The organism is Rhizobium sullae, assembly GCF_900169785.1.
Taxonomy (GTDB): Bacteria; Pseudomonadota; Alphaproteobacteria; order Rhizobiales; family Rhizobiaceae; genus Rhizobium; species Rhizobium sullae.
Genome location: NZ_FWER01000004.1, coordinates 197,035 through 222,752 on the forward strand (window position 1 = coordinate 197,035; position 25,718 = coordinate 222,752).

The following is a 25,718-nucleotide window of genomic DNA, read 5'->3' on the forward strand; positions in this document are numbered from 1 at the left end:
AGCGCAATGCATGAGAATGCCGCAGCCGGTACGCTTCGGCATTTCATGAGCGCGGCTTTCAAAGCGGCAGATCGGTGCCGAGTTGGCCCTCCGGCACGAAGCGAGCGGTGGGGATGATGGTGAGCGATGGCAGCGTGCTGTCGGGGTCGCGGGAGAACATCATGCGCTGTTCGCTGGCGCTGGAAATGAAGAAGGGATAGCGCGTCAGAAGCTTGCGGCCGACTTCGATGACATTCGTCGCCATCAGCGTCATGTCGATTCCGTAATTCTTCGCGAGCCGGCCTGGCACGATCGTATCAGCATAGAAGACACGCTTGTAGAAAGCGGCATGCGGAGGCCGGCAGAACTGAAGAACGCGGGCGGCACGGAAATACGCCGCCGCGACGATGCTGGGCCTCAGCGTCAGATAGGGAATCCACGGCAGGTCAGCGGTCAGTTCGGGATCGGCCGCAAAGCGCGCCGGATCGATCAGGGTCAGCCCCGCGTCCAGAAGCGCATCGATCGCCTCGGGAAAGGCGCCACCGGATTGGGTGACGCGATGCTCCGGCGTCGCATAGTGGAGTCGGATGGTGCTGACCAATTCGCCGTAGTAGTAGAGGCCGAAGACATAGGCATGGCTGTCGAAATCGCTATCGTCCAACAGCCCCTTGGGGGCGAGCGCCAGCACGTCGTGAGCCTTGTAGGCCTTCCAGCGCAACCGCTCGACATCCTCCATGTCCTCGGTGCTTTCGATGCGGCGATATTCAACGTGATCCAGAATTTCGAGAAGCTTCCTTGAAAAGTCACTTGTATTCAAAGGGATTGACGCCATTAATGCCCCCGCTGTTAACGGGCCATTAATCATATCTGGCCGAGCAAAGAGCAAGAACTATCAATAATTTTTGACGTATTTGAATTATTAAGGTTAACAGCCGCGGTTAGGCGGGCTCTTGCAGCGAGGGCGCGGTCGGCTCAAGCGACCTTGCTGCGGCGGCGCTGGGCGGCGCGGCGGCTCAGTGCTTGCGAAAGGATGCCGATCTCTTTTGAGGGTACTGGCGCAGAGAAGACATAGCCCTGCACGAGATCCGCGCTGCGATGCTTGTTGAGCAACGCCAGTTGCTCGAGAGTTTCCACACCTTCGATGACAATCTTGAGCCCGAGTTCGCGAGCAAGGTTGACCGTGCCGCGCAATAGCTTCAGTCGGCGCGTATCTTCCGCGATATTGCGAACGAAGGAGCGGTCGATCTTCACAATATCAAGCGGCAATGTATCGAGATAGCTAAGGCTGGAGAAGCCCGTGCCGAAGTCGTCGATCGCTATGGTGATGCCGTGGGAGCGCAGTTCCGCGAGAATGGCGCGCACCGCCGCAGGCTCATCGATGAGACAGCTTTCCGTAATTTCGAGATGCAGCCGCGACGCCTTGAGGCCGGATGTCGAAAGCGCCTCCGAAACGACGGCAAGGATATCGTTGTCACGCAGGTCGCGTGCCGAAAGATTGACCGATATCGCGATGTGATCGGGCCAAGTCACGCATTCGATGCAGGCCTTGAAAAGTATGAACCGCGTGATGTCCGATATGATGCCCATCTCCTCGGCAAGACCGATGAAGACATCCGGCGGAATAGCGCCCTTTTCCGGGTGGACCCAGCGCGCCAGCGCCTCGGCGCATTCGATGCGCGTTCCATCGGCTTTGAACATCGGTTGAAAGGCGACGCTCAACGCGTCCGCAGCCACCGCCTCGCGCAAATCCGCCTTCAGCTTCTGCTGCTCGATATAGCGGCCATCCATTTCGTGTTCGAAGCCGGTGATGCCGCCACGCAACCGCGATTTGCTTTCAAAGAGCGCGAGGTCCGCTTTGATGCTCCATTCTTCCATTGCAAATGCATTGCTTTCGAGGACCGCATAGCCGGCGCTGAGCGACACGAGGAAGGTCACCTCGTCCACGTCGTAATTGCCCTGGATAGCGGTATGCACCCTGCGGATTTCGGCATCGAGCGCTTCGCTGCTCTTGGTATGCGGGAAGAAGATGACGAACTGGTCGCCCATGAGACGGCCGACGATGGCATTGCCTGCTTCAACCTTGACCCGCGCCGCGATCGCACAGAGCAGATGGTCACCCGTGATATGGCCGCGCATATCGTTAACGTGCTTGAACTCGTCGATGTCGAGAACCATGAAACCCAGCGGCCCGCGCCGTTTCGGGTGACGGTCGAGGTATTCCTGGACGAGATGACCGAAATATTCGCGGTTCGGCAGGCCGGTCAGGGCATCGAAGCGGACCATATGCAGGATCTTCTGCTCCGCCTTCACGCGGCTCGACACGTCCTCGAAGATCAAAACGGCGCCGCCGTCCGCGCGGCGTTTCGCAGAAAATTCCAGCGACAGACTCTCGGGGAAATGGATCAGAGTGCGCGACAGGCCTTCCTCGGCAACCTGGGTCAGCTGCCGCAGGATCAGCTCCGGTTGCGAGGCGTCCATGAAGCTATAGCGCGCGCCGTAGCGCAGGACGGCACCAAGATCGCGATCCTTCAATCGGTCCGGATCGCCGATCTTGAGAAGCTCGCAGGCCTTGCGGTTAATCACCTGGATACGGTTCGATGGATCGACCATCACTAGGCCGTGCGGCATATTGTTGAGCGCGGTATCAAAACGATCGGCGATCAGCGATATCTGCCGGTGGGCTATGACATTCTCATAAAGGAACTCGCGCACGCCATTGGCCATCGCCCGCGTCGTCAGCCAGAAGGGAATGAGGAAGATCGAGAGGATGCCGCGATAGAAATCCAACGCCATCAGGCTGCAGACGATCATCGGCAGGCAGCAGGAGAAAGTCTGCAGGTCAACCGCCAGCCGCGAGCCATAATTGCGGCCGACGACAGAAACCATGGTCGCCATGGTGACGGAGATGCAGGCGAGCTCAGCGAAGGAATCGCGGACGACGAAGATGGCGTAGCCGCTGCCGATGCCGAGGATGGCGGTGGTGCAGGCTGCAGCGGCAACGAGTATCCGCTCCCAGCGCTCGATGCCGGCGCGCGACAGTTTCGCCTTGTCCACACGATCGAACCGCCGGAAGATGACCATGCGGATGCAGAAGACCAGGAGAGCTGCAGCCGACAGCAGCACGTAGACGAGGGATTGCGTCTTGGCTGCAACCGCCAGGAAGGTCGCGACATGCACAATAACGCCGGCAAGGAGCGTCATGCGGTTCCCGGAAAGAGAACTCACAAACGACAGATACACGTCCGTAGGGACCCTGTTCGGGTTATGTGGCTTCATCCATACTTTCCCTGTGCGCCGGGATAATACGGAGAACCCTTTAAAAATTGATTTCCTTGACTCTATGTATTTGGTTGTTTTTTCTAAAACCTTAGAGGGAATTTCAAAGTTTAAAACACTCTTCACAGCCTTATGGCGAGGTTCGTGGAAAAATAAACCACGCTTAGGTTGCTGATCGTACATGCTGCAGCCATGCCGCGGCAGCCAGTATCTACGACTAAAATCCTACAGGGCCGTTTATTCTTTCAATTTCGGAAACCGTAGTTTAAGCAAATTCAAAAAGGGAGAACTTGCCGCAAAGGCAGATAAGGGGAGAAGGCATGCCGGCGTTCCTAAGCGTCAGCCGGCTGATCGATAGCGTCAGCCAGTTTATCGGAAAAACCGCGGATTACATGGTGCTTTTCTGCTGCCTCATCAGCGCGGGCAACGCAACCGTCCGCTATCTCTTCAATTACAGCTCGAACGGGTGGCTGGAGATTCAATGGTATCTCTTTGCTTACATCGTCGTGCTCGGAGCAGCTCATACGCTGCGCAACAACGAGCACGTGCGGGTGGATCTGATCTACGGATCGGTTTCCGACAAAGCCAGAATCTGGATCGATATCATCGGCCTGATCGTCTTCCTGATTCCGGCCTGCTTCTTCCTGGCTTACCTGTGCTGGCCCTATTTCGTGATCGCCTTCCAGCAAGGTGAGATATCCGCCAATGCAGGAGGGCTCATTCGCTGGCCGGTCAAGCTTATTCTTTTCGCAGGTTTCGCACTCCTGGTGCTGCAGGGTATTTCGGAACTCATCAAGAGGGTCGCCGCGTTGAGTGGCTACATCCAGCTCGAAACGAAATACGAAAAGCCCCTGCAATAAAGCTCTCCGGGAGGAACGGACTTGTTTGACTTCGGTATCATTCCGCCGGCGATGTTTCTCGGCATGGTCATCTTCATGCTCTACGGGTTTCCGGTCGCCTTTTCGCTCGCGGCCGTCGGCCTTTTCTTCGGCATCATCGGCATAGCAACCGGCCATTTCAGCGAGGCCTTTTTGCAGGCCCTACCCCTTCGCGTCTTCGGCATCGTTTCCAACGACCTGCTGCTTGCCATTCCCTTCTTCACCTTCATGGGCGCCATTCTGGAAAGGTGCGGCCTGGCGGAGGATCTCCTCGAAGGAACGGGTAAGCTTTTCGGCGCCGTTCCAGGCGGTCTGGCCTATGCCGTCATCCTCGTCGGCGCTGTTCTCGGCGCCATCACCGGCACGGTTGCGGCATCGGTCATCACCATGGGTGTGATCTCGCTGCCGATCATGCTGCGCTACGGCTACAATCCGCGGCTCGCGACCGGCGTCATTGCAGCATCGGGCACGATCACGCAGGTCATCCCGCCCTCGCTCGTGCTCGTCGTTCTTGCCGACCAGCTCGGCAGATCGGTCGGCGACATGTATCTCGGCGCCATCGGCCCTTCGGTCCTGCAGGTCGCGATCTTCCTGGGTTTCATCCTGTTCCTGTCCATCTTCCGACCAGGCTTGATGCCGCCGCTGCCGAAGGAGGTGCGCGGCGAGTTCAACTGGGGACTGCTAATGAAGGTGCTGGCCGGCATGGTGCCTTCCGTCGTCCTCATCTTCCTCGTGCTTGGCACGATCTTCATGGGCCTTGCAACGCCAACGGAGGCCGGCGCCCTCGGCGGCGTGGGCGCCATGGTACTCGCAGCGCTCCATCGCCGCCTCACCTGGCCGCTAGTCCGCGAAGCCATGACATCGACAATGCATATCACCTCGATGGTGGTGATGATCCTGATCGGCTCAACCTGCTTCAGCCTCGTCTTTCAGGGCATGGATGGTTCGCGCTGGATCGAGCACATGCTGTCCGGCATCCCCGGCGGCCAGGTCGGCTTCCTGATCTTCGTCAACGTCTTCATCTTCGTCCTCGCCTTCTTCCTCGATTTCTTCGAAATCGCCTTCATCGTCATCCCAATGCTGGCACCCGTTGCTTCGGCGCTCGGTATCGACCTGATCTGGTTTGGCGTGCTCATCTGCGTAAACATGCAGACCAGCTTCATGCATCCGCCCTTCGGCTTCGCGCTCTTCTATCTGCGCTCCATCGCAAGCCGCGACGTGAAGTCGCGGGATATCTACATGGGCGCAATCCCCTGGGTCGTCATGCAGCTCATCCTTGTTGCAGTCGTGATCTTCTGGCCGCAATCCGTGACCTACTGGCTGAACAAGGGTCCGGCCGTCGACCTCAATACGATCAAGATCGAAATACCCGGCTTCGGCGGCAACCAGCTCTCGTTGCCGCCGGCACCTGGCGGCGGCGGTTCACCACAGATTCCGGGTCTCACCTTGCCGCCACTGAACGGCCTGCCCGGTCAGCAACCGGCTCCTGCGACGCCCGCGCCGGCCAATCCGGCACAGCCGGCACCGCCACCCGATCTCAGCCAGCCGCCGAAGATCAATTGAATGCAATGAAGAAGCCCCGAATTTCGATCCGGGGCTTCTTTTTGGCAGATGTGATGAACGCGCAGAAGGAATCCGAGCCGCCTAGAGCTTGCCCGACCGCTGCTGGATCATCATGAAAGTGTCGAACGTATATTCCGAGAGCTGCATCCAGAGATAAGCGTCACGCTTGAATGCGGTCTGGTCGTCGTAGATCTTCTTGAAAGACGGGTTCGAACTCGAGATATCAGCGTAGAGGCCGGTCGAAACCTGGAAAGCAGCTTCCAGAATTTCCTGGCTGAAGGGACGCAGCGTCGCACCTTCGGCGACGAGCTGCTTCAGCGCTGAAGGGTTCTTCATATCGTATTTCGCCAGCATGTTCGTATTTGCGAAGGCGCAGGCATCGGTTAGGGCCGCCTGATAGTGCTTCGGCAGGCTGCTCCACTTTTCAAGATTGAACAGCCCGTGCACCGTCGGGCCGCCTTCCCAAAAGCCCGGATAATAGTAGTACTTCGCCACCTTGTGAAAGCCGAGCTTCAGGTCGTCGTAAGGACCGACGAATTCCGCGGCATCAATCGTACCCTTTTCGAGCGCCGGATAGATATCCGCGCCGCCGATCTGCTGCGGGATGACGCCGAGCTTGGACATGACCTGCCCGGCAAGACCGGCGATGCGCATCTTGACGCCCTTGAGGTCGTCCAGCGTATTGATTTCTTTGCGGAACCAGCCGCCCATCTGCGCCCCGGTATTGCCGGCCGGCAGGCCGTATATACCCTGCGTGGCAAAGAACTCATTCATCAACGTGTTGCCGTTGCCCTGATAATACCATGCATTCGTCAGACGGCTGTTGAGGCTGAACGGAATGGCCGTACCGATGGCGTAAGTCGGATCCTTGCCGACGAAATAATAGGAGGTAGTGTGCGCCGCCTCGACCGTGCCGGAAGTCACTGCATCTGCTGCCTGCAGCGCGGGGACGATCTCGCCGGCCGCAAAAGGTTGGATCGTGAAATTGCCGCCGGTTGCATTAGAAACATGTTTGGCGATATCTTCCGCGCCACCAAAGATCGTGTCCAGGCTCTTCGGGAACGAAGAGGTCATGCGCCACGAAATCTTCGGATTCTCCTGCGCGATCGCTGGTGCGGCGAGTGCGCTTGCCGCAACAACACCTGCCCCTGCAGTTCCGGCCTTCTTAATAAACGAACGACGATCCATCAAAAACCTCCCGTATAGATGGTATGCACGGACAATTCTTCCCTACCCGGTGCAATGGAGGCGAGCTAAGCATGTGGCCGCCTGCGTTTCAAGCTTTAGTCGATGAGACTTTCGCATCACGGCAGCAATTGGGCAGACGCCGTGTTTCCATCAAGAATCAGCAGTTTAGCAGGCGCCTTCCGCCTGGATGGCTCCGATAGCCGCAATTTGGCCCGTCATTGCGCGGAGACGTTGACATTGACGCCGATCTCGGCTCTCACAATAGAAAAATCGAGAGCTTTCCGGACCGAAAATGACCAAGCCGATCGTCGCCGTTCCTGCCGATATCCGCACCCTCGACGGTGCCAACTGGCATGCCGTCCAGCACCAGTATGTGCGTGCCGCGCTGAACGCAGCCGGCGTCATGGCCTTCATCATCCCCGCGTTCGAGGAAGGCTACGACACGGACGCAATCCTCGACCGGGTCGATGGCTTGCTCGTTTCTGGTTCCGCGAGCAACGTCCATCCCTCACTCTATGGCGTTGAATCCCGTGAGAGCGACGGGCCTTTCGATCCCGCGCGTGACGCAACGGCCATACCCCTCATCCGCCGTGCAATCGATCGAGCCATCCCGCTGCTCGCGATCTGCCGCGGCATACAAGAGCTGAATGTCGCGCTCGGCGGTTCGCTTGCCAGCGAAATTCACGAGCAGGAAGGCATCTGGGACCACAGAAAGCCGGCCGATGTCGATCGTGACGGCATGTATGCGATCCGCCAGAGCGTTTTCGTCAAGGAAGGCTCCTGCATCGCCCGCATCATCGGCCCCGGCGAAATCCAGGTGAACTCGCTGCACCGTCAGGCAATTGCCAGGACGGCGCCTCGCCTGCAGGTGGAGGCGATCGCCGAAGATGGAACGATTGAGGCGGTTTCCGTCATCGACGCCAAAGCCTTCGCCGTCGGTGTGCAATGGCATCCGGAATACTGGGCTGAAACCGACAAACCCTCGAACCAGATCTTCGCCGCCTTCGGTGATGCGGCAAGGGAATATGCAGCCGGAAAGATGCAACCGGCTGCGGTCCACGAATCAACGCTTTGAAGGTGTCTCCGGCACCGGCGCCAGCGGCCTGCCCTTCTCAAACCATTCGATGAGATTGCTGGCAACCAGATCGGCCATCGCGTTGCGAGTCGGGATCGAGGCGGAAGCGACGTGCGGCAGCAGCACGGCATTCGGCAAGCTGAATAGTTCGGCCGGAACCACCGGCTCGTCGTAGAAGACATCCAGGCCCGCAGCACCCAGCGCGCCGCTCTTCAGCGCCAAGACGAGTGCCGCTTCATCGACCGTCCAGCCGCGGCCGACATTGATCAGAACGCCGTCGGGGCCGAGCGCCGAAAGGATCTCCGCGTCGATGGTCTTGTGGGTATGGGGGGTCTTCGGCACGATCGCAATCAGCGTATCGACGGCGTCGGCAAGGCTTTTCAGCGTCGCATGATAGTCGTAGGCGACGTCCGGATGCTTCGTGCGCGTATAATAGCTGATCTTCACCTTGAACGGTTCGAGGCGCCTGGCGATCTCCTGACCGATGCGGCCGAGGCCATAGAGACCGACATGCCGCCCCTTCAAGGAAAAGCGCGATAATGGGTAGGCAGAACCCGGCTTCCAGTGGCCCTCGCGCAGCCAGTTCTCCGCCCGCGGCAGCTCGCGGACGGCGTTGAGCAGCAGGCCGATTGCGGTGTCGGCGACCTCGTCGTTTAACACATCCGGCGTGTTGGTGACGACGATTCCCTTTTCAGCAGCATGCTTGACGTCCACGGCGTCATAGCCGACACCAAAGCTCGCGATCACCTCGAGACTCGGCAATTGATCCATCCACCTGCCGGGAAACGCGCCGCTGACGGCCGCGCCGCGAATGCGGCTTGCGGTGTCGGCGTCGATTTTCAGCGTCTCGTTGTTCTCAATCGCGACAATCTCGAAACGGTCCCTCAAGGTCGCTAGAACGCGCTCGTGTATCTTCCCTGGAACGAGAATGGCAATGCGGGACATGGCTCTTCCTCTTGTCTTACTGGCGGGCTCTGTAGGGGCTCGTCGACTGGCGGATGCGCATCTCGGGTTTGATCAGGTGGATGCCGTCCGGCTCGTGGCTGCCGGCCAAGCGATCGAGAAGCGCCCGGGCGGCAAGGCGGCCGACTTCGGCCTGCCCGTTCCAGACCGTCGTCAGCGCTGGCGTCGACAGCGAGGCTTCTTCGAGATCGTCATAGCCGGTAACCGAGATGTCCTTGCCCGGCACAAGACCGGCACGCGCAATGCCATTCATGAGCCCGATGGCGACGAGATCGTTCCAGCAGACGGCAGCCGTCGGCTTCTGCGGCAGCGACAGGAAATGCACAGCCGCCTCGAACCCACCCTGCATCGAGCGCGGACCGGGAATGCGCAGGTTCGGATCGACTTCGATTTCCGCCTTGCGCAGCGCATTAACATAGCCCTGATAGCGATCGCGGCCAGTCGAGGTTTGATCCGTTCCGCCGATCATGGCGATAGAGCGGTGGCCGAGCCCGATCAGGTGATTGGTGGCAAGCGAAATGCCGTAGCTGTCGTCACCACGATAGGTCGGCAGGTCCATCCCCTCCATCGAGCGTGCGACCAGAATCGCCGGCATACCGTTGGCTTCGGCAAGCTGCATGTCCTCCGGTGGCGTGCCGATCGCGGGCGACATGATGACGCCATCGCCGCCGAGCTGCAGCAGCGTCTCGATGAAGGTGCGCTGCTTCTCGACCGAATCGTAATGATTGGACAGAATGAAGGTATGACGGCTGCGATCGAGCTCGCTTTCGATCGCCTTCAGGATTTCGCCGTAGAACGGGTTCATGATGTCGTGCACGACGACGCCGACGATGCCTGAGCGAGAGGTGCGCAGGCTCGCCGCACGGCGGTTGTAAATATAGCCGAGCGCGCGTGCCTGTTCCTTGATCTTGTCTCGCGTACTGCCCGCAACGAGCGGGCTGTCGCGTAAGGCAAGCGATACGGTTGCCGTTGAAATACCGAGCGTTTCGGCAATCGTCGAAAGTTTGATCTTTTGTGCCACGCATCCTCCCAAGGCAACGCGCAAGATATGGAGCACGTCGCGAAACCGGAAAAGAGCGCTCCTTAAAATGTTTAATTAAAAGATTAAACGCATGGAGGCAAACCGAATTTTAATCGGCTGTCAAATTTCGTCGGGTTCTTCGAACGGCACGGCTTCGGCCTGCAGATTGTTGTCGATCGCCTTCAGCAAGCGCACGAGATTGCGGACTTCCTTCTCCGAAAAATCAAGCGTAGCCGTCCGGTCGCAGGCCGACGCCGCCATCTCAATTGCCTTCACGCTGCCGCGGCCGAGTTCGGTGAGATAGACCTTCGTCAGCCGCGCATCTTCAGCATCCGGTTTGCGTTCGAGGAAGCCTTGGGCTTCCATGCGGCCGATGGTGCGGGTCATGGTCGGCGCCTTGACGCCGAGTTTCTGCGCAAGCCCGCCTGCAGTCATGCCATCGGTTTCAGCAAGCAAAAGAATGACGCCGTCCTGGCCGGCGTAAAGCCCACTCTCAAGCAGATTACGCGAGAGCACCGTGCGCATGGACCGCGCAGCTTGCGTCAAAGCCGGCGAAAGATCGGCAAGCGTATATTCGGTCTGGTCCTTTTTCTTGGACTTGTTTTTCTTGCCGTCTTTGTGCTTCTTCCCCATCGCCATCCCTTTGATCTTTAAGCCGTGATAACGCTGCGTTATGACATTGCGCAGGTTCACGTCATAAACAAGGGGCATTGAAACCGGATGACAGCGCCTGCCCGGAACTTCGCGGACAACGACGCCGCACTTTCGCCCGAAGACCGTCGGAACTGGATCGCGGTATTGCCGCTCGGCGCGCACGAGCAGCATGGCCCACACCTTCCTTTCGAAACCGACACGCTGATTGCCGAAGGTATCGTAGAAAGGCTGAAAGCCACCCTTCCCTCCGCATTGCCTGTCACCTTCCTGCCCGCAGAGCCGATCGGCTATTCGATGGAACACATGGATGTCGACGGTACCAAGACGCTGACCTGCTGCGAAGCGATCCACCGCTGGCTCGGGATTGCCGGAATGCTGCACGATCTCGGCATTCGCAAGCTGATGATGCTGAACGCCCACGGCGGAAATTCGCCGCTGATGACCATCGTCGCGACCGAAGCGCGAGTGAAGTTCAACATGCTGGCCGTCGCAACCAGCTGGACCCGTTTCGGCGTGCCGGAAGACGTGATCTCAGCGCAGAATAAAGCAATCGACATCCATGGCGGTGATATCGAAACCTCGGTGATGCTCGCATTGCATCCCGGCAAGGTTGCAATCTCCGAAGCTCGGAACTTTACTTCGCAGCAGTCTGAATTCATCGCACGCTTCAAGCATCTGCGGGCCTACGGACCGCACGCCTTCGGCTGGAAGATGTCCGATCTGAATGCCCGAGGCGCAGCAGGGAACGCCGCCGCCGCTACGGTCGAAAAGGGCGAAGCGCTGATCGCGCATGCGGTCAAGGGGCTGGTCGAACTGCTGCAGGATGTGGATGCGTTTGACACGGAGGTGCTAAGCTAGCAGCTCGGTTTGTCAATTGCGCCTTGCAGAATAAGACCGGTTGAGTGTTGGAGCCAGCCGAAACAAAGAAATGGGCGCACGATCTACTGCCTCATCGCGGCGTTTCGACAACTGCCGATACGATACGGCGTACCACCGGAAGGATCATCAGCAGGCTGGGAAACGCAACCACCCAGGACGTTCCCCACGCACCGGGCCAATTGGTGATGAAGGTGGCTCCAAGCCCTATGTTCACCACAGTCGCAACAGCCGACACGATGCCCGACATGAAGACCGAAAGCACCAGCGGCATCACCACAACAGTAAAGGACGAAGGGAGCTTCCTTGTCCGCGACCGGCGTGCGAAATCAGCCATGCTTCTTCTCCTTATCTTGCGCAGGAACAACAGAGGGGGTGCCTTGGACGAGCTCACGGATATATTGACGCAGCGAGCGAGGCTCTCGTCCAAGAGCCGCGGCAAGCGACAGGCTGTTTCCCCCAAGACCGTACTTGCTGTAGTGCTCATGAACATCGGCGAGCAGCTGCAGCTCACGATCGCCGTATGGAAGACGCGCACCGGCGGCCCATTGCGAGAAGCTGGACTCACACGCCTGGATCGTCCGACCGAGTTCTTCCGACATGATGGATGCGATCTCGTTTCGATTGAACATGCCCGTACAGAGCTCCAATGTGGCATAAGCAAGCAGTTCGCTCGTCAAGGCGATGGCCGCCACTTCCGCGACGTCGCGATAATCCACGCGCGCAACCTTGGCTTCATTCGGGAAGGGTTCCGAAAAGCGGCCGCTTTCGACAACGCCGGGCCACGCCAGACCGATGTTCTGCATGAAGTTTGCCGGATGCAGGATCGTGTACTCCAGGCTCGATGAATACAGCGCATCCTCTACGGGGACCTTGCTGGCGTGGTTCTTCAGCCGCGTGTTCGTGGGCTGGATGACGGAAGAAAAAACGAACTTCCGCGCGCCACCGCGCTCTGCGGCCTCGACCAACGCCACGCCCATAGCGGCTTCATCGGGCGAGAAGGCAGGGCCAATATGAAAGACGCCATCGACCCCCACCATTGCACTGATGAGACTGTCGGCGTTTCGAAGGTCTCCGATCGCAAGTTCTGTTGCGCCCGCCGCCAGCGCGCCGTCACCTTGGGAGGGCTTGCGCACAAGCGCACGTACCACAGCTTTTCGTCGCGCGAGTTCGGGCACTACGAGGCGGGCGAATTTTCCAGTCGCACCTATAACGAGGATGGTCGGACCAGTCGATTGCATCGTGCTTTCTCCAAGTTTGCGAATGACCTGGAAGTATGCAGTTGCGACCCTCGAAACAATCATCGTAGAAATTCATTCTTCATCTCGAAAAATGAGATAATAGAATGAGCCGCCTTGCAGATCTGGAAGCATTCATTGCGATTATCGAACATGGCAGCCTGACCACCGCGGCCCGCCATCTCGACCGGTCGCTTCAGGCCGTCAGCCGGGCGCTCGCGGCACTGGAGGAGGATATCGGCGTCCAGCTCGTCCACCGCACGACGCGTCAATCCAGTCCAAGCGAAGCGGGGTTGGCTTTCTACAAGCGCCTAAAGCCGGCCGTAGCCGAGATCAGAGAGGCAGAACTCGAAGCCAACAACAGACGCTCGGAACCGTCCGGCACTGTGCGTATCGGCGCACCGGTTCTGTTTGGCCCGGAGTTTCTCGTACCGATGATCGCGGAATACATGAGTGCTTATCCGGGCATCGAGGTCGACCTCCAGCTTTCGGACGCATTCGTGGATCTGGCCGCGGAAGGCCTCGACCTCGTGCTGCGAATTGCCGATTTGCCGGACTCCGGCCTGCAGGCAAAGCGTCTCGGCTCGCTGCGCAGGGTTGTCTTCGGTGCACCCTCCTATTTCGAGCGTCATGGCCGCCCTGAGCACCCTTCGGATTTACGGCGCCACGCCTGTCTCGTCAGAACGATCGATCAACGACCAGGCCAATGGTCGTTTCTGATTGATGGGAAACCGCGCACGATCACGGTCAGCGGATCGTTTCGGGCCAGCACGATGGCGGCGATTTATTCGGCGGCGAGCCATGGTCTCGGGATAGCGTATTCTCCGCTCTGGCAGGTCAGGCATCTCGTTGACGAAGGCAGCATCGAGCTTGTGCTGAAGGAATTCGAACCGAAGCCGGTTCCCATCCATGCGCTTTGGCAGGAGAACAGATTTCCGCCAGCGAAAGTCCGCGCTTTCATCGATCTTCTGACGGTGCGGCTGAAACTCGCTGGTCTCTAGTTGCTGCTTTTGCAGCAGAGGCGATGTGATCTTATAACATTATAAAACCCTTTGAACTGATCCGCTCGAACCCTTATATGAAACCGACCGTTTAAAGCCCCCTCGGCGGCAAACCCATTCTTCGAGGTTCTCATGACCGACGCAATTTCGACCCTGCAGAAGCCCATCCCCGTCACCGTGCTCACCGGCTATCTCGGTGCCGGCAAGACGACGCTGCTCAACCGCATCCTGTCCGAAAATCACGGCAAGAAATATGCGGTGATCGTCAACGAGTTCGGCGAGATTGGCATCGACAACGACCTGATCGTCGAGTCGGACGAGGAAATCTACGAGATGAATAACGGCTGCGTCTGCTGCACCGTGCGCGGCGACCTGATCCGTGTGGTTGAAGGCCTGATGCGCCGCCCCGGCCGCTTCGACGGCATCATCGTCGAAACCACCGGCCTTGCCGATCCGGTGCCGGTCGCCCAGACATTCTTCATGGATGACGACGTGCGCGCCAAGACCGAGCTCGATGCCGTCGTCGCCCTCGTCGATGCCAAGCACCTCCCGTTGCGCCTGAAGGACAGCCGCGAGGCCGAGGACCAGATCGCCTTTGCCGACGTCGTCCTCATCAACAAGACCGACCTCGTCACGCCAGAAGAACTGGCGCAGATCGAGGATATCGTCCGCGCCATCAACCCGTCGGCTCGCGTTTACAAGACCAGCCGCTCCGGCGTCGATCTTGCCCGCGTACTCGACCAAGGTGCCTTCAATCTGGAGCGCGCGCTGGAAAACGACCCGCACTTCCTGGAGCACGATCACGACGATCATGTCTGCGGCCCGGATTGCGACCACGATCACGATCATCACGCGCATGACCATGACCACGACCATCATGGTCACGATCACGGCCATCATCACCACGGCGCGGTGTCGCCGATCCACGATGTGACGGTGCAGTCAGTATCGCTCCGCGGCAGCGAGATGAACCCCGAACGCTTCTTTCCCTGGATCCAGAAGGTCACCCAGACGCAGGGCCCGAACATCCTGCGCCTCAAGGGCATCATTGCCTTCAAGGACGATGCCGAGCGCTATGTCATCCAGGGCGTGCACATGATCGTGGAGGGCGACCATCAGCGTCCGTGGAAGGACGGCGAGAAGCATGAGACGCGCCTCGTTTTCATCGGCCGCGAACTCGACCACGAAAAGCTCGAAGCCTCCTTCAAGGCATGTGAGGCCGCGGCCTGATGCCTACAGTTGCCCCGCTTGATCTCGACGGCCACATTCTGGCCGTCGAATTTTTAGGTGATGTCCCCTTCTTCGCGAACGCCAACGGCACGTTTCACCGGCTGGATGGCGGCGAGAAGGTTTCCGAAGCCCATCAGGGCATGCTCACCTGTATTCGCGATCCCTACAGCGAAAGCCTGATCTCCGGCGGCGAAGATGGCAAGGTGCTGCGCATTGCGGCCGATGCCGGCGTCAGCGACATTGCCAGTGCGCCGCGCAAATGGATTTCGCAGGTGGCCGCAGGCCCGCAAGGCGCTGTTGCCTATGCCTACGGAAAGAGCACGTTCGTTCGCCTGTCGAATGGCGAGACCAAGGAATTCGCCGAGGAACGCACCGTCGAAGGCCTCGCCTTCGCGCCGAAGGGCATGCGCATCGCCGCGGCGCGCTACAACGGCGTGTCGCTGCACTGGGTCGGCATGAACGCAAAGCCGGTTGATCTAGAATGGAAGGGTGCGCATACAGGCGTTACCTTTTCGCCTGATGGCAATTTCCTCGTGACCAGCATGCAGGAAAATGCGCTGCACGGCTGGAAACTCGACATCAAACCTGGCGCCGAGGCCCGCCACATGCGCATGACCGGTTACCCGGCTAAGGTGAAGTCAGTTTCCTGGTCCGCCAAGGGCAAGTGGCTCGCCTCATCTGGCGCACCGGCAGCGATCGTCTGGCCCTTCCAAGGCAAGGAGGGGCCGATGGGCAAGGCGCCTCTGGAACTCGGCACACGCGCCAACATCATGGCGACCGCGGTCAAGTTCCACCCGGCAGAGGACATCCTTGCAATCGGCTTCATCGACGGCATGATCCTTGCCGTGCGCATCGCCGACAGCAAGGAAGCGCTGATCCGCCGCCCTGGCAAGGGCGCAATCACGGCAATGAGCTGGAGCAAGAATGGCAAGCTGCTTGCCTTCGCGTCGGAAGCAGGCGATTGCGGTGTCGTCGATATTTCGGCCTGACCGATTGATCTGCGGATGATGATGGCGGTGTGCCTTCATCATCCCTAAGATGTTCGCGCATTTTCGATAATCTCGCCCAGCACCCCGTGCAAAGCATCGCGATAGCCGTTGCGGGCTGATGGCCCGCTTTCCTCCGACGTCATCACCACGGTCAGATTGAGCGACGGCACGATGTAGAGCATCTGCCCGCCGTAGCCCCATGCGAAATGCACGTCCTCGCCGCCGAGATTGCGCTCGAACCATCCGTAGCCATAGGCATCGCCCGAAAAGCGCGAGTTGGTGCGCGGCTGCCAGGAGGACGCAATCCACTCGGCAGGAACGACCTGTCGCCCCTCTGGCGTCCTGCCGCCGTTGCGATAGAGCTCGCCGAAGGCAAGCAACGAGCGGGCGCTCATGGCCATCTGGTTTCCGCCGAGATAGATGCCCTGCGGATCGCGCTCCCAGGCGCCGATGCGGAAGCCTTCGACTGGCCCGAGCCATTCTCGTGCCAGGGCAAGGGTTGTCTTACCGCTCGCCGTCGTCAGGATTGCAGACAGGAGATGTGTCGAGGCGGTCGAATAAAGCATCTGGCCGCCGGGTTCATCATCGAAGGGCTGGGAGAGTGCAAAGCGCACCCAGTTTCGGCTCGAAACCCAGCGGCCGTAGTTCGGTCCCGACATGCGGCCCAACCCTGCCTGCATGGACAGCAGGTTTCCGATGGTGACCTCGTTCAGCCGTGGATCGGGTGATTGCGGCAGATCCGCCTTCAGGATCGGCGCAATCTTCTGATCCGGTCCTTCGAGCACGCCCTTGCTGATGGCGATACCGACAAGCGCGGAGATGATCGCTTTCGACGCAGACTTGATATTCGTCGATTCGGAGACCGTATGTCCGCGATAGCCGCGCTCAGCCACGATCCTTCCGTCACGTGAAATGATGATGGTTTTCAGCGGTTTCAGCTCCTCGCGGGAAGCGAAGTTTTCGAGCAAGGACGCAAGGCGATCGTCTTCCTGCTGGGCTGAGACCGGCGCGGCGGAAAGGAATAGGGCAAACCATATGAGGAAGGCTCTGATCATCGCCATGAGCTAGCGCAATCCCAGGAGGAATTCATCCACTCGTGGAGCCGATTCACGGGGACGTGAAAGTTTATGATCTTGCTTGCCCTATCGACAGACCGCCCAACATATCGGCCGGACCAGATCAACACACGGCAGGAGCGTCAGACTATGGCACGCGTAATCGTAATCGGAGCGACCGGTCATGTCGGCACGTATCTCGTCCCACATCTTGTGGAAGCTGGCCATGAGGTGGTCGCCATCAGCCGGGGCAAAGCGGAACCCTATCTTCCCCATACGACATGGAAAAGTGTCGAGCGACGGAAGATGGATAGAGCGCCTTTGGAGGAGGAAGGCAGCTTCGGCCCCGCCATCCGCGCGCTGAAACCGGATATCGTCATCGACATGATCTGTTTCACGCCGGAAAGTGCTCGCCATCTGGTGAAAGCATTGGACGGCCATGTCGGTCATTTTCTGCACACCGGCACTATCTGGACACACGGCCACTCCATTTCGGTTCCGACGCGCGAGGACGCGCCAAAAACGCCCTTTGGAGACTACGGCGTGCAAAAGAAGGCGATCGAGGACTATCTTCTAGGCGAGGCACGGGGGCGGGGCTTTCCCGCAACCCTCATCCATCCCGGCCATATCGTCGGACCCGGCTGGTCTCCACTCAATCCTGCCGGACACTTCAACGTTTCCGTCTTTTCAACGATTGCTCGCGGCGAGACGCTGAGGCTGCCGAATTTCGGCCTGGAGACGGTTCATCACGTTCACGCCGACGACGTAGCAGGCATGTTCATGGCTGCTACCGGCAATTGGCGCGCATCGACCGGAGAGAGCTTCCATGCGGTCTCCAGTCAAGCCCTGACACTGAGAGGTTATGCAGATGCGATGTTTCGCTGGTTCGGGCATGAGCCGAGACTCGAGTTCCTCCCCTATGACGAATGGTCAAAAATGGAGAGCGCCGAGGACGCGAAGGCAACGTTGGAGCACATCGCCCGAAGCCCGAATTGCTCGATGGAGAAGGCGAAACGGTTGCTGCAGTTCACGCCGCGCTACAGCTCTCTCCAGGCTATACAGGAGTCGGTCCAATGGCTGATAGCGCAGGGGCAACGCATAGGTGCTTGAAGCGCCCCCCTTTTCAGGGAGAGGCTTCAGCCTGTCAGGCGGCCTTCCGGACCGGCGCGCTGGTCAGCATGCGCCCCGAGGGAACGATCATGCCGGCCGCGCCGTCAAGCCAGCCTTCCGTCAGTTCCAGCGCCAGGAAGCGCGAGCGTTCGAAGGGACCGGGCATGACGAGATGGCAAGCTTTTTCGGCGAAAAAGCCGAAACGCTCATAGTAGGCAGCATCGCCGACGAGCAGGATGGCACCGTGCCCGCGGTTCTTGGCTTCGAGAACGGCTGCGCGCATCAGCGCCGAACCGACACCCTTGCCCTCAAAGGTCGGATCGACGGCGAGCGGGCCAAGCAGCAGGGCATTGATCGGCGTGCCGTCGGTGTTGATGCCGGCTTCGATATTCCAAAGACGCACGGTACCAATGACGTGGCCGTCGCGGTCGCGCGCGACGAGTGACAGTCCATCGGCCGGAATGCGGCCGCGGCGGATCTTCTCCGACGACTTCTTGCGGCGATTCGGACCCATTGCGCGATCGAGCAGGTTCTCGCGTGCAACCACATCCGACGGATTCTCGGCGTCGATGGTGAAGACAGAGGGCGCAAAGAATGCGCGGACAGAATCAAGAACAGCGGCCATCTTGGCCTCCCGTACCCAATACCGTTATCAGCGGCGATTGAAGAGAATTGTGAGGTTGCCGCCCCGATTGGCTACGGGGCCGGCTGGATCAGATAACGTAGGCCTTCAGCGGCTCGAAGCCATTGAAAGCGACCGCCGAATAGGTCGTCGTGTAGGCACCGGTACCTTCGATGAGAACCTCGTCGCCGATGGTGAGGCTCACCGGCAGCGGATAGAGGTTCTTCTCGTAGAGCACGTCGGCCGAATCGCAGGTCGGGCCGGCGATGACGCAAGGTTCCATCTTGTCGCCGTCGCGCTCGGTGCGGATCGGGTAACGGATGGCCTCATCCATCGTTTCGGCGAGACCGCCGAACTTGCCGATGTCGAGGAACACCCAGCGTGCCGTGTCGTTGTCCGACTTCTTCGAGACAAGCACCACTTCAGACTTGATGACGCCGGCATTGCCGACCATGCCGCGGCCCGGCTCGATGATCGTCTTCGGAATTTGGTTGCCGAAGTGATCGCGCAGGCTCTGGTAGATCGAACGGCCGTAAGCCTCAGCCGACGGAACGTCGCGAAGGTACTTCGTCGGGAAGCCGCCGCCCATGTTGACCATCTGCAGGTGGATGCCCTGCTTAGCGAGCTGCACGAAGACGCGCTTGGCATCGGCGAGAGCCGAGTCCCAGGCATCGACTTTGGTCATCTGCGAACCGACATGGAACGACACGCCGTAGGATTCAAGGCCAAGCTGATGGGCGTAGACGAGAACGTCGACGGCCATCTGCGGGACGCAGCCGAACTTGCGCGACAGCGGCCATTCAGCACCTTCGCCATCTGTCAGCACACGGCAGAACACGCGGGCGCCGGGCGCAGCGCGTGAGATCTTCTCGACTTCTTCGTGGCTGTCGACAGCAAAGAGGCTGACGCCGAGCGCGTGAGCGCGGGCGACGTCGCGTTCCTTCTTGATCGTGTTGCCGTAGGAAATGCGGGCAGAGGTCGCACCGGCATCCAGCGCCATTTCGATTTCGGCGACGGACGCGCAGTCAAAATTGGAGCCGAGGTTTGCCAGCAGCTTCAGCACTTCCGGAGCCGGGTTGGCCTTGACGGCATAGTAGATCGCGCTGTCCGGCATCGCATGACGAAAGGCGTTGAAATTGTCGCGCACGACGTCGAGGTCGACCACGAGGCACGGACCGTCGGGACGTCGGGTTGCGAGAAAGTCGCGGATGCGCTGGGTGGTCATATCGATTCCCTCTTCCAATTCCAGAGCTCCGGCAAAAACCGGAGGACAAAGGGCATACGAATGCTCGCGTTGGAACCAGCCGGTGGAGACCCCGGAACCATAGCAAGCGCTCGATGCGCAAATATTGAACCAACGCCACGACAGCGGCATAGTTCGGCTTTGTCTGCCATGGATTGGAGGGAAAATCCCAACCGCACTTCCGGCAATGAAGGTGTGCCTCTTCAGTAACCCCGGCTGATGGAAAGCCGGAAGACACCAGAAAGGCCCGCACCGTCGTTGCTTAGGCGTCCTCGCATTTCCCGGTTGGCCGGAATAGCGACTGGAGGGGTTAGTTCCAGGTACCTTACCGATGACCTCACCTAATCGAGGGTCGGCGGACACCCATGGGCACGTGCGACTTTGGGCTGAGGACGAGATAAGAATATTCGCAGTCATAATCAAGATTTTTTTTGCCCCTCCCTCAAAAAATAAATTGAACAAACACGCGCAATTTGTTCAGTCTTCCTCAACAACGGAGGATGGCCATGGACACACTGACGCGCATACGCGCCTTCATCGATGTCGTTGAAGCGGAAGGTTTTTCCGCCGCAGCGCGGCGCACCGGCCGCTCCAAGGCGCTGCTCTCCAAATATGTGCGCGAGTTGGAAGACGAACTCGGCGCCCTGTTGCTCAACCGCACCACTCGCCAGTTCTCGATGACGGAAGCCGGTCACACCTATTATCGCACCGCCTCTGACATCCTCAAGGAGATCGACAACCTCGCCGATCTGGTGCGCGAGAACAACGCGCAGCTCAAAGGCCGGCTGAAGATCTCGGTGCCACGTACCTTTGTCGACGCTGATGTTGGTCAATCGCTGATCGATTTCGCCAAGGAGAACCCGGACCTGCAGCTGGAAATCGCGGCGGACGACCGGTTCGTCGATCTGATCGAAGAAGGCTTCGACCTGGCGATCCGCGTTACGAAGCTTGAAGATTCGGGGATGATTGCGCGCAAGATCTCGGATTTCCGCGTGCATGTCTGCGCGACACCGGAGTTTCTCGAGCGTTATCCAAACATCGAACATCCGGCGGACATTTCCAACGTTCCCTTCATCGTCGATACGAATTCGCGTACGCAGGCCAGCGTCCGATTCTATAATCCGGACAGCACGTCCTTCGCGGTCGCAGTTTCCGGACCGATCGAAGTGAACAGTCCGCATGCGACATTACGCGCGGCTCTCTCCGGAATCGGCATCGCAGTCATTCCGGATTTCATCGCCCGCAAACCGATCGAGGACGGCCGGCTCGTGACGCTGTTCAACGACTACATACCCACCGATCGCGGGATTTATGCCGTCTATCCGCACCGGCGCTACCTGCCCGCAAAGGTCCGCATCTTCGTGGACTACCTCCATGCTTGGTTCAAGAAGCACCCTTGAATCAGACCTGGTTCACCTTGCCACTTTGAGGCCGGTCCCAATTCCGTCCCATTCTCCGGCAAGAAAACACCAACCGATTTGGGACAGAGCGGTAACCCGAAGCATGAAAAAATCGACTTTCCTTACGGCCGCGCTGATCTCGCTTGCGCCGGTCACCGCCATGGCACATCCGCATATTTTCGTGGAAGCTCGGCTCGAAGTCGTGGCAGCGCCCGACGGCAGCATTCAGGAGCTGCGGAACGTCTGGCGCTTCGACGAGGTGTTCTCCTCCTCGGTCGTCATGGATTTCGACAAGAACACCGATTTGAAGCTGGAGCCGAACGAACTCGCCGAAGTCGGCAAGACCGTCCGGGAATCGCTCGCGGACTACGACTACTACATGAACCTGACGATCGACGGGAAGAACGTTACCGTGCAGAAGCCGGACATCATTCACGTCGACTACAAGGAGGGCCAGCTTCTGATGTTCTTCGCGGTCAAACCCACGGAGAAGATGCCGCTGAAGGGCAAGCTCACTTTCGGCGTCTACGATCCGACGCTCTACACCTCGATCGACTTTCCGACGGACCAGGAACTGGCGATGGTTGGCGACGGCTTCAAGAACTGCAAGCACGATGTGTTGCGGCCGGACGCCGATCAGGTGATTTCTCAGAACAAGCAGTCGCTCACCGACGCCTTCTTCACCGATCCGACCGGCACCAACATGTCCAAGCTCTTTGCCACCAAGCTGGAGGTTTCATGCTGAAACGGAACGCTTCGCTGTTCCTTCCGATGGCCGCATTTGCATTGCTTGCGCTGATGAGCGGGGCACATGCGCAATCGCCGCTCGGGATCGGAACTGCGGAGCCGAGTTTCCAGCCGACAGGCGGCCCGCTGGCACCGCTGCTTGCCTACATCAATTACGAGCAGCAGGCCTTCTACCGCGCGTTGACCGCGGCACTGAGGGCGATGCGCGAAGACCCGTGGCAACTCGGGTCTCTGGTCGGCCTATCCTTCGTCTATGGCGTCTTCCATGCAGCGGGCCCCGGGCACGGCAAGGCAGTGATCTCCTCCTACATGATCGCCAACGAAATCGAGCTGAAGCGCGGCGTAGCAATCTCCTTCATCTCAGCCTTCCTCCAGGGTGCGGTGGCAGTGGCGCTCGTTGGTGGTGCCTGGCTCATCCTGCGCGGTAGCGGCATCACACTGACGCAGGCGACGAATGCGATGGAGATCACAAGCTTCGTGATGGTCATCGCCTTCGGCGGCTGGCTGCTTTTTCGCAAACTGCGTTCGATGGTCAGCGGCCTACCAAAACGCGAGGTCGTGGAAACCTCGGCCGGTCCGATCAGCATGATGCTCGACTGGAAGGACAAGGAAAGCCGCAGGGAGACCTCTGCCTTCGGCGAGAAGCAGGCACGCCGGGCGGGGCACAACTTCATCTCCGGCATGGCCTGCGAGACCTGCGGCCGCTCTCATGCGCCGGACCCGTCGCTGCTGGGCGGCGACACGTTCAGCATCCGGGAAGCCTGGTCGGCGATCGTTGCCGTCGGCCTCCGCCCCTGCTCCGGCGCCCTGCTCGTCATGACCTTTTCGCTGCTGAACGGCCTTTATCTCGGCGGTATTTTTTCCGTGCTCGCCATGTCGCTTGGCACGGCCATCACGGTCGCCGTCCTCGCGATCCTTGCCGTCACCGCCAAAGGCACCGCCGTTCGCATCTCGGGCCGCGGCTCGACGACTTCAGTCTGGGTTGGCAACGCGATCGAGATTCTGGGTGCCGTTCTGGTGATTTTCATGGGCGTGCTGCTGTTGGGAGCCTCGCTTCAGGGGTAGGCTGCTACTTCCCCCTACCTCGTTGATACCGCGCCCTCAGCCAGAATATCGCAAAGAAGCCGAGCAGCAGCGCCGCGCCGGCGACAAACGCGAGCACTGGAGAGTAATTGCCGATCCAAAGAACAAGCGTCGGCAGGAAATAGATGACCAGCCCTACCCCGACGAGGATGATCCCGGCGGCGATCGCCTGAGAACGGCTTTCCGGGCTCATGCGAGCCTTTCCTTTTCGAGATCGGCTCGGATATCCTGCAGGCGCCGGCACTGCTTGCCTTCGGCATCGAAGTTATCCGGCGCAAGCCAGGTCTCGAAAGCTTCCTTGATTATCGGCCATTCGCTGTCGATCATGGAGAACCAGGCGGTATCGCGGTTGCGGCGCTTGGAGATCATATGCTGGCGGAACACGCCTTCGAAGGTGAAGCCGTAGCGTGCCGCCGTCGTCTTGCTGGCTTCGTTGTTGTTGTCGCACTTCCATTCGTAGCGGCGGTAACCAAGGTCTTCGAAGACATGCTTGGCCATCAGGTAATGCGCTTCGGTGGAAAGCGGCGAACGCTTCATATCCGGCCCATGCGCCACACCGCCGATTTCGACGACGCCGTTGGCCGGGTCGGCGCGCATGTAATTGGCCATGCCGACGATCCTGCCGGTGGCATTGTCGCGAAAGACGTGGGTAAGCCAGCCGGACTTGGCATGGGCGTTCCCGAGCCACTTGGCAAAATCGTCCAAGCCGGTGAAATCGTCCTGCGAGAAATAGAGAAGCAGCGGATTGATACCCATGCCGCCGAGGCCGTCCCAGAGCGCCTGAAGATGCTCCGCGCGGACATAGGGCTCGACCGTCACGTAGCGCCCCTTCAGTGTCACATAATCAGGTGCCGGCACCTTGAAATTCGATAGATCGCGCATGCTCACTCCTCTCATCGGAAGAGTGGATAGGCCAGCCGCCCGGGAAAGGCAACCGGCCCGCATGTCACTGTGACAAGGAAACCTTGGCGGAGGAAACCGTTGCTTCGATGTGGTCCACAAGCGCATCGGCAAGGCCGAGACGGCCGGCAAGAAGGTCGAGATAGCCGCGCTCAGCACGCGAGTCCGGCTCGATCGTCAGGCGCGAGGCCGTATAGAGCTCGACCTTCTGTTCCTCGGTCCCGGCGGCGGCGACCAGCGCGTCGAGATCGGTCGGCGAGGCAAGCTCATGCTCGATGAAGGACGCGGCTTCGCCGCTGACATCGGCGGCCTTCATCTTGTCCATGATATGCGCACGCTCGGCATCATCGATATGCCCGTCGGCCTTGGCCGCCGCGATCATGGCGCGGATGAGCACAAGGGCAAATTCATTGCTGCCTGCGGGCGATGCCGGGCCGAAGCCAGATTCGGCCGGTGCCGGCAGCAGAACGGGCGTCGAAGGTGGAGTGACATCCGAAGGCGTGGCGGGCGCCTGACCTGCCTGGTAATTCTTGTAGGCCTGGTAGCCGAGACCGGCGATAGCCGCAAGCCCGCCGATTGTAAGCGCATTGCCGGCGATATTTCGGCCCGTTTTCGTTCCGAGAAGCACGGTTGCCAGCGCTCCGGCCTTCCACGGATTGTCCTTGGCCAACTGGACGGTATCTCCGGCTCTGTCGCGGACACTGCCGCCAACGCCCGGTATTTGCGAGCCCAGAAACTGGTCAAGAAGCTTCTTCGCGTCGAACATCCTTCATCGTCTCCCTGTTAGAGGCAGACCTGAAGATAGGAAGCAAACCTGCAAATACAAATGCCGGCAAAACCGCCGGCATCCTAGAACACTCGGGGAAAATGTCAGGCCTTCAGCGCAGCCGCTTCCGAGGCGAGCTTGGTGATGCCTGCCCAATCGCCCGCGGCGACGAGTTCCTTCGGCGCCACCCAGGATCCGCCGACGCAAATGACGTTCGGCAGCGACAGGTAGTCATTGGCATTTTTCAGCGAAATGCCGCCGGTCGGGCAGAAGAACGTGCCAGCGAGCGGTGAGGAGAGCGCCTTGAGGTATGCCACACCACCCGCCTGCTCGGCCGGGAAGAACTTTAGCACCTGATAACCTTCTTCGCGAAGCGCCATGACTTCGCTGGCCGTCGCAGCGCCCGGCAGCAACGGAACCGGCGATTTCGATGCCGCGGCGAGCAGTTCCTGCGTGGCGCCTGGGCTGACGACGAACTTCGAGCCGGCGGCAACGGCTGCATCCCAGTGCTGGGCGTTCAGGATCGTGCCTGTGCCGACTTCGGCACCTTCGACTTCCTGCGCAACGGCGCGGACCGTATCGAGTGCGGCAGGCGTGCGCATGGTGATCTCGATCGCCTTCAGACCGCCTGCGACCAGCGCGCGCGCCAACAAAACGCCGGACTTCACGTCATCGACGATGAGCACCGGAACGACTGGCTGGAGTTTGAGGATGGAAAGGAGCTTTTCTGTCTTCTCGCCCATAGCAGCACGGTTCCTTAAAGCGTTGAATTCGGGCTCCCGAATACCCCTGCGGACGGGCTTTGTCGAGACAAAACAGATGCGGCAAGAAGTGGGTATCCCTCCTGGGAGATTTACGTTA

The 25,718-nt window shown here is 59.6% G+C and carries 26 protein-coding genes; 11 read left to right on the forward strand and 15 right to left on the reverse strand.

Annotated features, from left to right (window positions below; all coding sequences use genetic code 11):
* Positions 1 to 58: 58 nt before the first annotated feature.
* Together BN1800_RS05595 and BN1800_RS05600 are read right to left on the reverse strand one after the other, a co-directional pair.
* Positions 59 to 811: an N-acyl amino acid synthase FeeM domain-containing protein gene (locus BN1800_RS05595; protein WP_027507976.1), complete on the reverse strand. Its 753-nt coding sequence runs from the start codon at positions 809 to 811 to the stop codon at positions 59 to 61.
* 140 nt (positions 812 to 951) lie between these two features.
* The gene (locus tag BN1800_RS05600) at positions 952 to 3,255 is read right to left on the reverse strand and encodes a putative bifunctional diguanylate cyclase/phosphodiesterase (protein WP_086995296.1); all 2,304 of its coding nucleotides are present in this window, start codon (positions 3,253 to 3,255) and stop codon (positions 952 to 954) included.
* Between the two features lie 320 nt (positions 3,256 to 3,575).
* On the opposite strand from BN1800_RS05600, the gene BN1800_RS05605 reads away from it, so the two are divergent.
* Both BN1800_RS05605 and BN1800_RS05610 read left to right on the forward strand, forming a co-directional pair.
* Positions 3,576 to 4,115 (forward strand): TRAP transporter small permease subunit, encoded by a 540-nt coding sequence (locus BN1800_RS05605; RefSeq protein WP_027507974.1) that lies wholly within the window; start codon positions 3,576 to 3,578, stop codon positions 4,113 to 4,115.
* A 21-nt stretch (positions 4,116 to 4,136) separates the two neighbouring features.
* Entirely contained in the window at positions 4,137 to 5,696 is a 1,560-nt protein-coding gene (locus tag BN1800_RS05610) for a TRAP transporter large permease (protein WP_027507973.1), read from the forward strand.
* 81 nt (positions 5,697 to 5,777) lie between these two features.
* Here the strand turns inward: BN1800_RS05610 and BN1800_RS05615 are convergent, their stop codons facing one another.
* Positions 5,778 to 6,884: a TRAP transporter substrate-binding protein gene (locus tag BN1800_RS05615; RefSeq protein ID WP_086995299.1), complete on the reverse strand. Its 1,107-nt coding sequence runs from the start codon at positions 6,882 to 6,884 to the stop codon at positions 5,778 to 5,780.
* Positions 6,885 to 7,176: 292 nt separating this feature from the next.
* Here BN1800_RS05615 and BN1800_RS05620 point away from each other — a divergent pair, with 292 nt between their 5' ends.
* Positions 7,177 to 7,959, forward strand: a complete 783-nt coding sequence (locus BN1800_RS05620; protein WP_086995302.1) for a gamma-glutamyl-gamma-aminobutyrate hydrolase family protein — start codon at positions 7,177 to 7,179, stop codon at positions 7,957 to 7,959.
* Here BN1800_RS05620 and BN1800_RS05625 read toward each other — a convergent pair.
* The 3 genes from BN1800_RS05625 to BN1800_RS05635 form a co-directional block, all read right to left on the reverse strand.
* Positions 7,948 to 8,904 (reverse strand): 2-hydroxyacid dehydrogenase, encoded by a 957-nt coding sequence (locus BN1800_RS05625; RefSeq protein WP_027507970.1) that lies wholly within the window; start codon positions 8,902 to 8,904, stop codon positions 7,948 to 7,950. The genes BN1800_RS05620 and BN1800_RS05625 overlap by 12 nt on opposite strands.
* 16 nt (positions 8,905 to 8,920) lie before the next feature.
* Positions 8,921 to 9,943: a LacI family DNA-binding transcriptional regulator gene (locus BN1800_RS05630; RefSeq protein ID WP_086995305.1), complete on the reverse strand. Its 1,023-nt coding sequence runs from the start codon at positions 9,941 to 9,943 to the stop codon at positions 8,921 to 8,923.
* A 120-nt stretch (positions 9,944 to 10,063) separates the two neighbouring features.
* Positions 10,064 to 10,576 carry a MarR family winged helix-turn-helix transcriptional regulator gene (locus BN1800_RS05635; RefSeq protein WP_027507968.1) on the reverse strand — a complete coding sequence of 171 codons (513 nt, stop codon included), beginning with the start codon at positions 10,574 to 10,576 and terminating at the stop codon, positions 10,064 to 10,066.
* Between the two features lie 87 nt (positions 10,577 to 10,663).
* On the opposite strand from BN1800_RS05635, the gene BN1800_RS05640 reads away from it, so the two are divergent.
* Entirely contained in the window at positions 10,664 to 11,455 is a 792-nt protein-coding gene (locus tag BN1800_RS05640) for a creatininase family protein (protein ID WP_086995307.1), read from the forward strand.
* 91 nt (positions 11,456 to 11,546) lie between these two features.
* Here the strand turns inward: BN1800_RS05640 and BN1800_RS05645 are convergent, their stop codons facing one another.
* Both BN1800_RS05645 and BN1800_RS05650 read right to left on the reverse strand, forming a co-directional pair.
* Positions 11,547 to 11,810, reverse strand: coding sequence for a DUF2798 domain-containing protein (locus BN1800_RS05645; RefSeq protein ID WP_086995310.1), 264 nt, complete (start codon positions 11,808 to 11,810; stop codon positions 11,547 to 11,549).
* Entirely contained in the window at positions 11,803 to 12,714 is a 912-nt protein-coding gene (locus BN1800_RS05650) for an NmrA/HSCARG family protein (protein ID WP_086995647.1), read from the reverse strand. The genes BN1800_RS05645 and BN1800_RS05650 overlap by 8 nt, the downstream gene beginning before the upstream one ends.
* Positions 12,715 to 12,818: 104 nt before the next feature.
* On the opposite strand from BN1800_RS05650, the gene BN1800_RS05655 reads away from it, so the two are divergent.
* From BN1800_RS05655 to BN1800_RS05665, 3 genes are all read left to right on the forward strand, one after another.
* Entirely contained in the window at positions 12,819 to 13,712 is an 894-nt protein-coding gene (locus tag BN1800_RS05655; RefSeq protein WP_086995313.1) for a LysR family transcriptional regulator, read from the forward strand.
* A 132-nt stretch (positions 13,713 to 13,844) separates the two neighbouring features.
* On the forward strand, positions 13,845 to 14,942 hold the full coding sequence (locus tag BN1800_RS05660) for a CobW family GTP-binding protein (RefSeq protein ID WP_086995315.1): 1,098 nt from the start codon (positions 13,845 to 13,847) through the stop codon (positions 14,940 to 14,942).
* Entirely contained in the window at positions 14,942 to 15,931 is a 990-nt protein-coding gene (locus tag BN1800_RS05665; RefSeq protein ID WP_086995318.1) for a WD40 repeat domain-containing protein, read from the forward strand. Before BN1800_RS05660 ends, BN1800_RS05665 begins: the two co-directional genes overlap by 1 nt.
* Positions 15,932 to 15,975: 44 nt before the next feature.
* Here BN1800_RS05665 and BN1800_RS05670 read toward each other — a convergent pair whose 3' ends face one another.
* Complete coding sequence (locus BN1800_RS05670; RefSeq protein WP_086995649.1) at positions 15,976 to 16,986, reverse strand: serine hydrolase domain-containing protein; 1,011 nt, start codon at positions 16,984 to 16,986, stop codon at positions 15,976 to 15,978.
* 150 nt (positions 16,987 to 17,136) lie between these two features.
* On the opposite strand from BN1800_RS05670, the gene BN1800_RS05675 reads away from it, so the two are divergent.
* Complete coding sequence (locus BN1800_RS05675; RefSeq protein ID WP_086995652.1) at positions 17,137 to 18,096, forward strand: NAD-dependent epimerase/dehydratase family protein; 960 nt, start codon at positions 17,137 to 17,139, stop codon at positions 18,094 to 18,096.
* A 34-nt stretch (positions 18,097 to 18,130) separates the two neighbouring features.
* On the opposite strand, the gene BN1800_RS05680 is transcribed toward BN1800_RS05675, so the two are convergent.
* Together BN1800_RS05680 and odc2 are read right to left on the reverse strand one after the other, a co-directional pair.
* A complete protein-coding gene (locus BN1800_RS05680; protein ID WP_086995321.1) occupies positions 18,131 to 18,721 on the reverse strand; it encodes a GNAT family N-acetyltransferase in 591 nt (196 codons plus the stop codon).
* A gap of 88 nt (positions 18,722 to 18,809) precedes the next feature.
* Complete coding sequence (gene odc2 / locus BN1800_RS05685) at positions 18,810 to 19,943, reverse strand: ornithine/lysine decarboxylase (RefSeq protein WP_027507960.1); 1,134 nt, start codon at positions 19,941 to 19,943, stop codon at positions 18,810 to 18,812.
* Positions 19,944 to 20,467: 524 nt separating this feature from the next.
* Between odc2 and BN1800_RS05690 the strand changes: the two genes are divergently transcribed.
* The 3 genes from BN1800_RS05690 to BN1800_RS05700 all read left to right on the forward strand — a co-directional run bounded on the left by BN1800_RS05690 (position 20,468) and on the right by BN1800_RS05700 (position 23,173).
* Positions 20,468 to 21,361 carry a LysR family transcriptional regulator gene (locus tag BN1800_RS05690; protein WP_027507959.1) on the forward strand — a complete coding sequence of 298 codons (894 nt, stop codon included), beginning with the start codon at positions 20,468 to 20,470 and terminating at the stop codon, positions 21,359 to 21,361.
* Between the two features lie 103 nt (positions 21,362 to 21,464).
* Positions 21,465 to 22,106: a DUF1007 family protein gene (locus tag BN1800_RS05695; RefSeq protein ID WP_086995324.1), complete on the forward strand. Its 642-nt coding sequence runs from the start codon at positions 21,465 to 21,467 to the stop codon at positions 22,104 to 22,106.
* Entirely contained in the window at positions 22,100 to 23,173 is a 1,074-nt protein-coding gene (locus BN1800_RS05700) for a nickel/cobalt transporter (protein ID WP_086995327.1), read from the forward strand. The genes BN1800_RS05695 and BN1800_RS05700 overlap by 7 nt, the downstream gene beginning before the upstream one ends.
* A gap of 4 nt (positions 23,174 to 23,177) precedes the next feature.
* On the opposite strand, the gene BN1800_RS05705 is transcribed toward BN1800_RS05700, so the two are convergent.
* The 4 genes from BN1800_RS05705 to BN1800_RS05720 form a co-directional block, all read right to left on the reverse strand.
* The gene (locus BN1800_RS05705; protein WP_027507956.1) at positions 23,178 to 23,384 is read right to left on the reverse strand and encodes a hypothetical protein; all 207 of its coding nucleotides are present in this window, start codon (positions 23,382 to 23,384) and stop codon (positions 23,178 to 23,180) included.
* Positions 23,381 to 24,073, reverse strand: coding sequence for a GNAT family N-acetyltransferase (locus BN1800_RS05710; protein ID WP_086995330.1), 693 nt, complete (start codon positions 24,071 to 24,073; stop codon positions 23,381 to 23,383). The genes BN1800_RS05705 and BN1800_RS05710 overlap by 4 nt, the downstream gene beginning before the upstream one ends.
* Positions 24,074 to 24,137: 64 nt before the next feature.
* Positions 24,138 to 24,857, reverse strand: a complete 720-nt coding sequence (locus BN1800_RS05715) for a tellurite resistance TerB family protein (protein ID WP_086995333.1) — start codon at positions 24,855 to 24,857, stop codon at positions 24,138 to 24,140.
* Positions 24,858 to 24,961: 104 nt separating this feature from the next.
* Positions 24,962 to 25,600 carry a 2-dehydro-3-deoxy-phosphogluconate aldolase gene (locus BN1800_RS05720; RefSeq protein ID WP_027507953.1) on the reverse strand — a complete coding sequence of 213 codons (639 nt, stop codon included), beginning with the start codon at positions 25,598 to 25,600 and terminating at the stop codon, positions 24,962 to 24,964.
* Positions 25,601 to 25,718 lie beyond the last annotated feature (118 nt).

What these genes read in the sequence shown, in the direction of transcription:
- BN1800_RS05700 (WP_086995327.1), top strand. Translation starts at nt 22,100, where the DNA reads ATGCTGAAACGGAACGCTTCGCTGTTCCTTCCGATGGCCGCATTTGCA.
- BN1800_RS05615 (WP_086995299.1), bottom strand. Translation starts at nt 6,884, where the DNA reads ATGGATCGTCGTTCGTTTATTAAGAAGGCCGGAACTGCAGGGGCAGGT.
- BN1800_RS05660 (WP_086995315.1), top strand. Translation starts at nt 13,845, where the DNA reads ATGACCGACGCAATTTCGACCCTGCAGAAGCCCATCCCCGTCACCGTG.
- BN1800_RS05705 (WP_027507956.1), bottom strand. Translation starts at nt 23,384, where the DNA reads ATGAGCCCGGAAAGCCGTTCTCAGGCGATCGCCGCCGGGATCATCCTC.
- BN1800_RS05665 (WP_086995318.1), top strand. Translation starts at nt 14,942, where the DNA reads ATGCCTACAGTTGCCCCGCTTGATCTCGACGGCCACATTCTGGCCGTC.
- BN1800_RS05635 (WP_027507968.1), bottom strand. Translation starts at nt 10,576, where the DNA reads ATGGGGAAGAAGCACAAAGACGGCAAGAAAAACAAGTCCAAGAAAAAG.
- BN1800_RS05595 (WP_027507976.1), bottom strand. Translation starts at nt 811, where the DNA reads ATGGCGTCAATCCCTTTGAATACAAGTGACTTTTCAAGGAAGCTTCTC.
- BN1800_RS05670 (WP_086995649.1), bottom strand. Translation starts at nt 16,986, where the DNA reads ATGATCAGAGCCTTCCTCATATGGTTTGCCCTATTCCTTTCCGCCGCG.
- BN1800_RS05690 (WP_027507959.1), top strand. Translation starts at nt 20,468, where the DNA reads ATGGACACACTGACGCGCATACGCGCCTTCATCGATGTCGTTGAAGCG.
- BN1800_RS05640 (WP_086995307.1), top strand. Translation starts at nt 10,664, where the DNA reads ATGACAGCGCCTGCCCGGAACTTCGCGGACAACGACGCCGCACTTTCG.
- BN1800_RS05715 (WP_086995333.1), bottom strand. Translation starts at nt 24,857, where the DNA reads ATGTTCGACGCGAAGAAGCTTCTTGACCAGTTTCTGGGCTCGCAAATA.
- BN1800_RS05675 (WP_086995652.1), top strand. Translation starts at nt 17,137, where the DNA reads ATGGCACGCGTAATCGTAATCGGAGCGACCGGTCATGTCGGCACGTAT.
- BN1800_RS05680 (WP_086995321.1), bottom strand. Translation starts at nt 18,721, where the DNA reads ATGGCCGCTGTTCTTGATTCTGTCCGCGCATTCTTTGCGCCCTCTGTC.
- BN1800_RS05695 (WP_086995324.1), top strand. Translation starts at nt 21,465, where the DNA reads ATGAAAAAATCGACTTTCCTTACGGCCGCGCTGATCTCGCTTGCGCCG.
- BN1800_RS05710 (WP_086995330.1), bottom strand. Translation starts at nt 24,073, where the DNA reads ATGCGCGATCTATCGAATTTCAAGGTGCCGGCACCTGATTATGTGACA.
- BN1800_RS05625 (WP_027507970.1), bottom strand. Translation starts at nt 8,904, where the DNA reads ATGTCCCGCATTGCCATTCTCGTTCCAGGGAAGATACACGAGCGCGTT.
- BN1800_RS05650 (WP_086995647.1), bottom strand. Translation starts at nt 12,714, where the DNA reads ATGCAATCGACTGGTCCGACCATCCTCGTTATAGGTGCGACTGGAAAA.
- odc2 (WP_027507960.1), bottom strand. Translation starts at nt 19,943, where the DNA reads ATGACCACCCAGCGCATCCGCGACTTTCTCGCAACCCGACGTCCCGAC.
- BN1800_RS05655 (WP_086995313.1), top strand. Translation starts at nt 12,819, where the DNA reads ATGAGCCGCCTTGCAGATCTGGAAGCATTCATTGCGATTATCGAACAT.
- BN1800_RS05720 (WP_027507953.1), bottom strand. Translation starts at nt 25,600, where the DNA reads ATGGGCGAGAAGACAGAAAAGCTCCTTTCCATCCTCAAACTCCAGCCA.
- BN1800_RS05600 (WP_086995296.1), bottom strand. Translation starts at nt 3,255, where the DNA reads ATGAAGCCACATAACCCGAACAGGGTCCCTACGGACGTGTATCTGTCG.
- BN1800_RS05645 (WP_086995310.1), bottom strand. Translation starts at nt 11,810, where the DNA reads ATGGCTGATTTCGCACGCCGGTCGCGGACAAGGAAGCTCCCTTCGTCC.
- BN1800_RS05605 (WP_027507974.1), top strand. Translation starts at nt 3,576, where the DNA reads ATGCCGGCGTTCCTAAGCGTCAGCCGGCTGATCGATAGCGTCAGCCAG.
- BN1800_RS05620 (WP_086995302.1), top strand. Translation starts at nt 7,177, where the DNA reads ATGACCAAGCCGATCGTCGCCGTTCCTGCCGATATCCGCACCCTCGAC.